General features: G+C 65.9%; 11 protein-coding genes and 1 pseudogene. 10 read left to right on the top strand and 2 right to left on the bottom strand.

The genetic code is table 11. The features are described 5' to 3' along the window. Together VN856_RS04115 and VN856_RS04110 are read left to right on the top strand one after the other, a co-directional pair. A pseudogene (locus VN856_RS04115) lies at window positions 1-365 on the top strand (thioesterase family protein); the annotation flags it as partial. A gap of 5 nt (window positions 366-370) precedes the next feature. Continuing rightward, window positions 371-1,561 (top strand): acyl-CoA dehydrogenase family protein, encoded by a 1,191-nt coding sequence (locus tag VN856_RS04110; RefSeq protein ID WP_325686413.1) that lies wholly within the window; start codon window positions 371-373, stop codon window positions 1,559-1,561. Here the strand turns inward: VN856_RS04110 and VN856_RS04105 are convergent. After that, entirely contained in the window at window positions 1,540-2,235 is a 696-nt protein-coding gene (locus tag VN856_RS04105) for a DUF427 domain-containing protein (protein ID WP_325686411.1), read from the bottom strand. The genes VN856_RS04110 and VN856_RS04105 overlap by 22 nt on opposite strands. 18 nt (window positions 2,236-2,253) lie before the next feature. Further along, the gene (locus VN856_RS04100) at window positions 2,254-2,715 is read right to left on the bottom strand and encodes a DUF4190 domain-containing protein (protein WP_325686409.1); all 462 of its coding nucleotides are present in this window, start codon (window positions 2,713-2,715) and stop codon (window positions 2,254-2,256) included. Window positions 2,716-2,848: 133 nt separating this feature from the next. On the opposite strand from VN856_RS04100, the gene VN856_RS04095 reads away from it, so the two are divergent. From VN856_RS04095 to VN856_RS04060, 8 genes are all read left to right on the top strand, one after another. Next, window positions 2,849-4,018 (top strand): CoA transferase, encoded by a 1,170-nt coding sequence (locus VN856_RS04095; protein ID WP_325686407.1) that lies wholly within the window; start codon window positions 2,849-2,851, stop codon window positions 4,016-4,018. A gap of 94 nt (window positions 4,019-4,112) precedes the next feature. Next, window positions 4,113-4,682, top strand: coding sequence for a hypothetical protein (locus tag VN856_RS04090; RefSeq protein WP_325686405.1), 570 nt, complete (start codon window positions 4,113-4,115; stop codon window positions 4,680-4,682). Continuing rightward, window positions 4,682-5,386, top strand: a complete 705-nt coding sequence (locus VN856_RS04085) for an NIPSNAP family protein (RefSeq protein ID WP_325686403.1) — start codon at window positions 4,682-4,684, stop codon at window positions 5,384-5,386. Before VN856_RS04090 ends, VN856_RS04085 begins: the two co-directional genes overlap by 1 nt. After that, window positions 5,383-6,597 (top strand): cytochrome P450, encoded by a 1,215-nt coding sequence (locus VN856_RS04080; RefSeq protein WP_325686401.1) that lies wholly within the window; start codon window positions 5,383-5,385, stop codon window positions 6,595-6,597. The genes VN856_RS04085 and VN856_RS04080 overlap by 4 nt, the downstream gene beginning before the upstream one ends. 1 nt (window position 6,598) lies before the next feature. Further along, the gene (locus VN856_RS04075) at window positions 6,599-7,570 is read left to right on the top strand and encodes a zinc-binding dehydrogenase (protein WP_325686399.1); all 972 of its coding nucleotides are present in this window, start codon (window positions 6,599-6,601) and stop codon (window positions 7,568-7,570) included. Then, window positions 7,567-8,322 carry an HpcH/HpaI aldolase family protein gene (locus VN856_RS04070; protein ID WP_325686397.1) on the top strand — a complete coding sequence of 252 codons (756 nt, stop codon included), beginning with the start codon at window positions 7,567-7,569 and terminating at the stop codon, window positions 8,320-8,322. Before VN856_RS04075 ends, VN856_RS04070 begins: the two co-directional genes overlap by 4 nt. Beyond that, window positions 8,319-9,047: an SDR family NAD(P)-dependent oxidoreductase gene (locus tag VN856_RS04065; RefSeq protein ID WP_325686395.1), complete on the top strand. Its 729-nt coding sequence runs from the start codon at window positions 8,319-8,321 to the stop codon at window positions 9,045-9,047. Before VN856_RS04070 ends, VN856_RS04065 begins: the two co-directional genes overlap by 4 nt. Next, the coding region (locus tag VN856_RS04060; protein ID WP_325686416.1) for an NAD(P)-binding protein at window positions 9,044-9,276 on the top strand (233 nt) is incomplete at its 3' end. The genes VN856_RS04065 and VN856_RS04060, both read left to right, overlap by 4 nt.

The following is a 9,276-nucleotide window of genomic DNA, read 5'->3' as shown; positions in this document are numbered from 1 at the left end:
CCTGGCTGCACTACGACCCGATCCCGGCCCGCGACGATTTGGCCAAGGCACTGATCGCGTATTTCACCGGGCACTTGGGGATCTCGACCACGATGCGCGCCCACGAAGGCGTCGGCACCAGCCAGTCGCATTTGACCGTGTCCACCGCGCCGCTGACGGTGACGGTGAGCTTCCACGAGCCGGTGTCGTGGACGGGCTGGCTGCTGTACACGCACGAGAGCACTCAGGTCGGTGCGGGAATGTCCTATGTCCGTGGCGCCGTCCACACCGAGGAGGGCGAGCTGATCGCCTCGTTCGCCCAGGATGCGCTGATCCGCCCACTGCGCACCACCGATACCGCGATCAAAACCGAAGCGCGGCTGTAACAGTCATGGATTTCGCATCCGTCGAACTGTCTCCCGACGACCGTGAATTCCGGGACCGATTGCGGTCATTCCTGGTTGACATCGTCACCGACGATGTGATCCGCCGGGACCGTGAGAGCGGGGAAAACTTCGACGAGGGTGTGCATTTGGCGCTGGGCGCCAAGGGTTATCTCGCTTCCGATTGGCACGACGAATCCGACGGTGGATTCAGCGCGCTGCGCCGGCGCATCTGGGATCTGGAGATCGGTCGGGCGCACACGCCGTGGTTCCACTGGGGCACCACCGCCGTGGTCGCGAAAATGGTGCGCGACTTCGGACCGGCGGAACTCACCGAAGAGGTGCTGCCCGGCGTGCTGTCCGGCGAGATCCGGCTGTGCCTGGGCTACACCGAACCGGAGGGCGGCTCCGATGTGGCGACATGCAAAACCCGTGCTGTCCGCGAAGCGGATGGATCTAGCTGGGTCATTAATGGCTCCAAGATGTTCACGTCCAACGCGCACAACGCGAAATACGTCTTCCTGCTGACCAACACCGACCCGGATGCGCCAAAACACAAGAACCTGACCATGTTTCTGGTGCCGCTCGATACGCCGGGCATCGACATCCAAGGCATTCGCACCATCGACGGCGACCGCACCAACATCGTCTTCTACAGCGACGTGCGGGTGGACGATCGCTACCGCATCGGCCCCGTCAACGGCGGCTGGGGAGTGTTGCGGGGTGCGCTCGACGTGGAGCACGGCACGGTCGAAAAAGAGGACGACGGGCTGCAACGAGTCGCGGTGATGAGCGAGCATCTGACGCTGATGGCCGAGGCGATCGACGCTATTGCCGCGTTGGTCACCAAACGCGACGCCGACGGCCGCCGCCTGCTCGACGACACCTCGGTGGCATATCGGTTGGGCCGCAGCGTTGCTCGCACCGAGGCGGCGTTGAGTACCCCGGGAATGTTCGGCCGGGTGGCCAACGCGCAGACCATGCGCGACGTATCACCGGATCTGATGGACCTCCTGGGCACCGCGTCAGCGCTGCCGGTCGACACCGAAGGGGCGGTCGATGACGGCGGTGCCGAATACATCTTCCGGCTGGCCTCACCCGTCGGTATCTACGGCGGCACCTTGGAGGTGTTCCGCAACATGATCGCCCAGCACGCATTGGGCCTGGGACGGCCGAACTACTCGCCGCCGAGGTCCTGAGACTCCGGCAACTCGGCGACAACGTCGGCGCGGGCGGCGTCGAAACTGAAGAACCCCTTGATCGGCCCGCTCTCCGGTGGCGGGTCCAGGTAACTCCACGCCACGTCCTCGATCTCCGTACCGCCCACGACCGCCGCCCAATATGTGGCGTACCCCTTGTAGTTGCAGTAGGTCGAGGTCTCCGTTTGTCGCAGAAACTCGGTGCGTACGTGCGAGGGATCGACGTAGAGCCTTGGCTCCAGCGCGGTCTCGAAAACGATCACGGTGTCCTCGGTGTCGACCAGCGTCGTGCCGGCCACCTCGACGCGTAGCCGCCGTTTCGTTGGACGGCAGTCGATCCGGTGATACGGGTTGGGCGGGTAGTGGACCAGGGTGCGTCCCTCCTCGGTCCAGCTGTCCACCGCGTCCCACGGCACATGGACGAACCCGGGTGCCTCCGAAACCGGGTCACTGGGCAGATCGACGACCTCGTCGGCGGGAAATGCGTAGCTGAGCGGGAGATCTGGCCGGTGCACCAGCAACGCATGCTCGGTGTCGATCACCGTGCGCCCGTTTTTCACCGCCCGAACCCGCCGGGGATGTGGCTCGACATAGACCACGCCGGCGGGCACTTTCGGCGAAAACCAACCGGCCGGAGCACTGCTCAGTGGCCCATGCCCGGTGACCATGCTCATGTCTCATCCACCACTGGGTCAGCGATATTGCTGGCAGTATTCCGCATGTCCATTGCGTTCGCCGAGGCAGTGTTGGTAGGTCTCATTGAACAACTCTGTACCGAAGGCGAGCCAGATAATCGACAGGCCGACGACGGCCGCGACGATGCCGAGCGCGATGGCGGCCACCGCGATGCCGCCGTCGGTGGCCTCGCCGCGCCTTACGCGCCCGCGCGCGACTAATCCCATCGCCACCGCGGCGATACCGAGAATGGCACCGCCGAAAATCGTCACCGTCGCCACCAGGGCGACCAGAGCAAGCACCAAAGACCCGGTGCCGAGGCCGTTTCTGTGACCGGTAGGCGGCGGCATGAAACCGGGGTAATACGGCTGCGGCGGTGGACCATAGGCACCCGGTGCATTGGGGCCGGACCACCCGGTGCGCGACGACTGTGGCGCACCGTCGGGCTCGCCGAACGGTCTGCCCGGGGAATCTGTCATCAGTCGCACCTTAAGTACCTTGACGGTGAAACGTACGGTACTCGGCGGCACCGATCCCGGTGTCAAATGCGGTCGCCACAGCCCGCAGCGAGGTGCTTAGGTTGCTGATCGAAGCGACGAGAGGATGCCAAGGATGGCCGGACCGATGCAGGGCATCAACGTCGTGGAACTCGGGGTCTGGGTGGCCGGGCCGGCGACCGGCGGCATCCTTGCCGACTGGGGCGCCGACGTCATCAAGATCGAACCCCCGACCGGAGATCCGGCCCGGATGTTCGGCCGCATGCTGGGGCTCGACGTCGACGTCAGCCCGCCGTTCGAGATGGACAACCGGTCCAAGCGCAGCGTCGTCATCGACCTGACAACCGAGGACGGTCGCGGCACTGCGCTCGAATTGATCTCTGGCGCCGATGTTTTCATCACCAACGTCCGGCCCGGGGCATTGCGTCGCCTCGGCCTGGACTACGAGTCGCTCGCCCCGGACCACCCGCGCCTGGTGTACGGGCTGATCACCGGCTACGGCGAGACCGGGCCCGATGCCGATCGGGCCGCCTACGACGTCGCCGCGTTCTGGGCGCGCGGCGGGCTGGCCTATCTGCTGACCCGACCTGGTGAGACCCCGCCGTTTCAGCGCGGCGGGATGGGCGACCACTCCGCCGGGATGACGCTGGCCGCGGCGGTCTGCGCGGCGCTGGTGTCTCGTGACCGCACCGGAACCGGTCAGCTGGTCAGCACGTCGCTCTACCGTCAAGGCGCCTACACCGTCAGCTTCGATCTGAACACCTACCTGATGTCGGGTCAGCCGATCGCGATCGGGCAACGGGAAAAAATGTTCAACCCGTGCATGAACAACTACGCCACCGGCGACGGCCGGCGGTTCTGGATCGTCGGGCTGGAAGTCGACCGGCACTGGCCCCCGCTGTGTCGCGCCGTGGGCAGAGCGGAGTGGCTGGATGATCCGCGGTTCGCTGACGCGCGGTCACGAGCGGTCAACGCCGTGGAGCTGATCGGCCAGCTGGATCAGATCTTTGCCACCAAGACTCTCGACGAGTGGGCCGAGATCTTCGCCGGTGAACCGGATTTCTTCTGGTCACCGGTCAACACCATCGAAGATGTCATCGCTGACGAGCAGTTTCATGCCGCCGGCGGCATGGTCGACGTGCCGGACGGACCCGCCGCCGTGCCGATGGTCGCGACACCGGCGGATTTCCACGGCACGCCGTGGGAGCCGCGGGCGTGCGCCCCGCGGCTCGGACAGCACACCGACGAAGTCCTCGCCGAGCTCGAAGCGCGGCGCCAGTCTTGATCCAATCGAAACTTTACAGATTGATGTAAAAATGTCACGCTGAGTCGACCGGGTCATCGAACGCGATGTGGCGTTCGACTGCTGAAGGGATGCGATGGGAACCTTCGAGGTGGACTTCGAGAATCAGCGGCCACAGGCTCCGCATTGCGACGGCGCTTCGGTCAAGTATCGACTCGACGTTGTCGCTTCCAGCCCCGCCGATGTGGTGGGCAGCATCGGCGGCTGGCTCTATGACCGGGTGCGGGCCGGCTGGGATGTCAACGTGCTGTTGCCGCAGCGCTGCGACAGCCGTCCGCTGCAGATCCTCGGCATCCAGGTGGCCGACCTGGACTGGCGGATCCTGTCCGCGAGCGAGGAATACACCGCCCGCGGCTTGGCGGTCAGTGCCGACATGTTTGCCTCCGATGCGCGGATTCGGCAGGAGGTGTTCACCGCGCTGGACCGCTGGATGACGGAAGTGACTCTCTGGCACGATGATTGGCCGCTTACCGTCGGGCACCGGACCGCAACCGTGCAGCATGTGCTCAGCGGTGCCGCACGCGCATTCAAGCGTCACGCGCTCGCCGCGGCCGGTATCCCGGGCAGGGTTGGCCCGACCGAGACGCTGCGCTCCGACATGAAAGCGTCCTTACCGGTCGATTCCGAACTGATCCCGGTTGGCTGATGCGCAAGTACTACGGCCACACCCTGCTTTACCTGCACGAGACGATTGCGCTGGGTTCTGGTTCGAGCGATGGCTTCACCGCGGAGTTCACCGGCACCTATCAGCCGATGATGCACGACTTGGGGGCGCGACTGTTCGCGCTGTGGGAGACCGCGCCCTACAACGGGCATTGGCCGCAGGTGACGATCATCTGGGAGATCGATGCGTTCGCAGACTATGCGCGTATCGCGTCGGCGCAGGCACGTGGCGGCAGCCACGAGTCGACCGCCAAAAAATGGTCGGCATTTCTCGCCGTGATCGGGGCGTCGGGGGAGGGCCGAATCATGTATCCGGGGCCGAGCAACAAGACGCTCGCCCAACTGCGCGAGGCCAATTTCAGTGCGTCCGTGGTGATTCAGGAGATCATGCAGACCAAGCCCGGACGCCAGGACGACTACATCCGCGAACTGGAGCGACTCTACGTGCCGTGGTCGGAGCGCACCGGTAAACATTGGCTGGGTTCGTTCACCACCACTTTTCGCTTCAACGAGGTGATCCACTACTGGGCGCTCGAAGGCGGCTGGGATTGCTTCGCCGAGCATTACCCGTCGTGGAAAGACAGCCCGCCGGCTGAGATCGTCACCTGGATGAGCGTCGCCCCGGCGCTACGTGACGGCTGGGAAGACTCGATCCTGCAAGCACTTCCGCCGTCGCCGCTGCAATGAACGACTTCTCCTACGACCCGTTCGACCCCGCGGTGATGGCCGACCCGCTGCCGTACTACCGCCTCCTGCGCGAACACCACCCGGTCTACTACCTGCCGCAGTGGGACACCTTCGCGTTGTCCCGGTTCGACGACATCTGGGATGTATTGGCTATCAACGACGGAACGTTCGTCGCTTCGGAAGGCTCGTTGCCGCCGGCCTCGGTGCTGGCGCGCCACAATCAGGGCCCGGTCGCCGATCCGCCATTGCAGCCGCTGCCGTTCCACGCGAATTTCGACGCGCCGATCTACGACGGCGTGCGCCGCGCGCACAGTCAACCGTTTCGACCGAAATCGGCTGCGGGGTGGGAAGCCAGGATCCGCGAGTTAGCCAACGAACGGCTCGACGAACTGCTGCCGCGTGGCACGTTCGACCTCACCCAGGAATACGGCGGAATCGTCGCAGCGTCGGTAGTCTGCGAATTGCTCGGCGTTCCTGTCGATTTCGCCCGTGATGTGCTGGCCGCGGTCAATGCGGGAAGTCTCGCCGAACCGGGTAGCGGAGTCGACACCGCAGAGGCCCGGCCCAACTACCTCGAACACCTGATCCCGGCGGTGCGGCGACGGCGGGCCGACTCCACCAACGGGCCGTTGCCGGTAGTCGACGGTCTACTCGGCTACCGACTGCCCGACGGCAGAGCACTCGACGACGCCGAAGTCGCCGTCCAGATGCTCTGCGTCTTCATCGGCGGCACCGAGACCGTGCCCAAGGTGGTGGCGCACGGGCTGTGGGAGTTGCTCCGGCACCCCGACCAACTGGAGGCGGTGCGCGCGGACCCGGCCGCCAATGTTCCGGTCGCGCGTGAGGAGATGATCCGCTACTGCGCCCCCGCACAGTGGTTCGCTCGAACGGCCCGCAAGCCGTTCACGATTCACGACACCACGATTGAACCGGGGCAGCGGATCATCACCCTGATCGCCTCGGCCAACCGCGACGAGCGCGAATATCCGCAACCCGACGAATTCATCTGGAACCGGACCCCCGGCCGCTCGTTGGCATTCGGCCGCGGACAACACTTCTGCCTGGGCTATCACCTGGCTCGCCTCGAAGTTTCGATCCTGGTGGCCGAATGGCTGCGCCGCGTGCCGGATTACCGCATCATCGACGAGGCGGCATCCCGCCCGCCGTCCAGCTTCCAGTGGGGCTGGAGCAGGCTGCCAGTGGAGGTGTGAGATGTGGTCCTACCGGATCATCGCGCCCTATCAGTTCGAGCGGACATCGATCGCCGAAAAGACCCCGGACGCTCTTGCCGACGGTCAGGTGCTGTTGCGGTTTCTGGCCGCCGGAGTGTGCGGCAGCGACATGCCGGCCTTCCGCGGAGTGCGCGGCACACTGCCCGGTGACGAAGGGCGTAGCGGCGCCGCGAAGGACGGCTATCCGATCCATGAAGTCGTCGGTGAAGTGCTCGCCAGCCGGCACGACCGGCATCGGCCCGGAGACCGGGTAGTGGGCTGGGCGTCCGGCTTCGACGGCTTGATGGAACGGGTCGTCACTGACGGGAATCAGGTTGCGGCCTACGACCCGACGCTGAGCCCCGCCCAGGCCGTCGGTCTGCAACCGCTCGCCTGCGTGCTCTACGCCATCGGCCAGTTACCAGACCTCAACGGGCTACATGTCGGCGTCATCGGACAGGGCTCGATCGGGCTGCTGTTCTCGTGTGCGGCCAAGGCGATGGGCGCCCGTCGTGTCACCGGCGTCGACCCGATCAACCGGGCAGAGATCGCAACGAAATTCGGCGTCGACACGTATGCGCGGGCCACCAGCAGCCGGTGGGTCAGCCAACTGGCCCCCGAAGACCGACCAGACGTGGTGATCGAAGCCGTCGGTCATCAGGTGGCGACCCTCAGCCACGCGATCGAAGCCACCGCGCCCGGTGGCACGGTGTTCTATTTCGGGGTGCCCGACGACGACAGCTACCCGATCAGCATGCGCACCATGTTGCGGAATAACCTGACCCTGAAATCTGGTGTGGCGCTTGATCGTCCGCGTATGCTCGACCTGGCCAACAAGTTCGCCGCCGAGCACCCGAGTCTGCTGGCCGAGTATCACACCCACACGTTCGACATCGACGACGTGCAGGCCGCCTTCGAACTGGCTGCGCGCCCGGTTCCCGACCGCGGGAAAATCGCGATCTTGGCGCCATGACCGAAAGTCAACTGCAGCAAGCACTTAGCCGGGGCGAACCGATCTGGGGTGGCTGGATCACCGGGCCCACCGAGATCGGGCCCGAGGAATTCGCGAGAGCGGGCTACGACTACGTCGGCTTCGACGCCCAGCACGGCTACATCGACGACGCCGATATCGCGAGCATGCTGCGCCGCCTCGAACACGTGCCGATCGCCACGGCGGTGCGGCTGCCCAACGCCGATGCGGCACCGATCGGGCGGGTCCTCGACGCCGGCGCCGACGCCATCATCGTCGCGATGATCGAATCGGCCGAGCAGGCGACCGCAGCGGTCGCCGCCACTCGGTACCCGCCGGCCGGCTCGCGAAGCTTCGGGCCGCTGCGGGCCAGCCTGGGTGCCGATACCGCCAAGCTGGAATCACGGGTGAGCGTGTTCGCGATGATCGAAACCGCCGCAGCGCTGGCCGATGTCGACGCCATCTGCGCGGTGCCCGGACTGGCCGGCATTTACGTCGGCCCCGCGGATCTGGCGATCTCGATGGGCGTCGATGTCACCAAGGCCACGTCCGACCCGACGGTGCGCGAGGCCATCGTGGGTATCCACCGCGCCGCGTCGGGGGCCGGGTTGGTGGCCGCGATTCACGCGGGCAACGCCAAGGCCGGACATGCCATGGCGCAACTGGGTTTTCAGATGCTCACCTTGGAGTCGGAGTCTCAGGCCCTGCGACGCGGCGCCGCCGCGAGCCTCAGCGACGCGAGGGGCGACCGGTGACTCAACGTGTGGCGCTGGTCACCGGGGCCGCCCGCGGGCAGGGCTGGGCCATCACCCAGCGACTGCGCGCCGACGGGTTTTTCGTGGCTGCCTGCGACATCAACGCCGCCGAGCTGCGCGCCGCAGTCGACGGCTTGGGCGATGACGCGGTGATCGGGATCCCGCTGGATGTGACATCGCAGTGGGAGTGGCAGCAGGCGGTGACGAAGACCGTCGACCGGTTTGGATCGTTGACCACCCTGATCAACAATGCGGGCCTGCTGCACCGTGCCTCGATCGCCGACGAGTCGGTCGATGGGTTCGAAAGGTCTTGGCGGGTCAACTGTTTAGGCGCATTTCTGGGCATCCAGGCCTCGCTGGAGCAGCTGCGGGCCGCCGACGGCGCGGCGATCGTCAACACCTGCAGCACCGGGGCGATCCGGCCGTTTCCGAACCACATCGCCTATGGCTCGGCGAAGTGGGCGCTGCGCGGGCTGACCCAGGCCGCCGCGGGCGAGCTCGCCCCGGCGGGCATTCGGGTCAACGCGGTGTTCCCCGGTCCGATCGCGACGCCGATGCTCGATGCAGAGACGCAAGCGCGGCTTGCGGCCATATCGGTGTCCGGCCGGATCGGGCAGCCGTCCGAGGTGGCCGATGCGATCGCCTTCCTGGTATCGGGGCAGGCGTCGTTCATCACCGGTTCGGAGCTCGTCATCGACGGCGGCCAGTGCCTGAAAATCCAATGAAGGTCGGCATCATCGGCGCCGGCCCGGGCGGCATCGCCTTGGGAATTCTGCTGGCGCGGTCCGGGTTCCGTGATTTCACCATCTTCGACCGCGAAGACGGCGTCGGCGGGACCTGGCGGATCAACACCTATCCGGGGCTGGCCTGCGACGTCAAGTCGCACCTGTATTCCTATTCGTTCGATTTGAACCCGCACTGGTCGCGACTGTGGTCCGGGCAGCGGGAGATCCT

This window comes from Mycobacterium sp. (genome assembly GCF_035603715.1).
Lineage (GTDB): Bacteria > Actinomycetota > Actinomycetes > Mycobacteriales > Mycobacteriaceae > Mycobacterium.
This window is presented reverse-complemented; position numbering and strand designations above follow the sequence as displayed.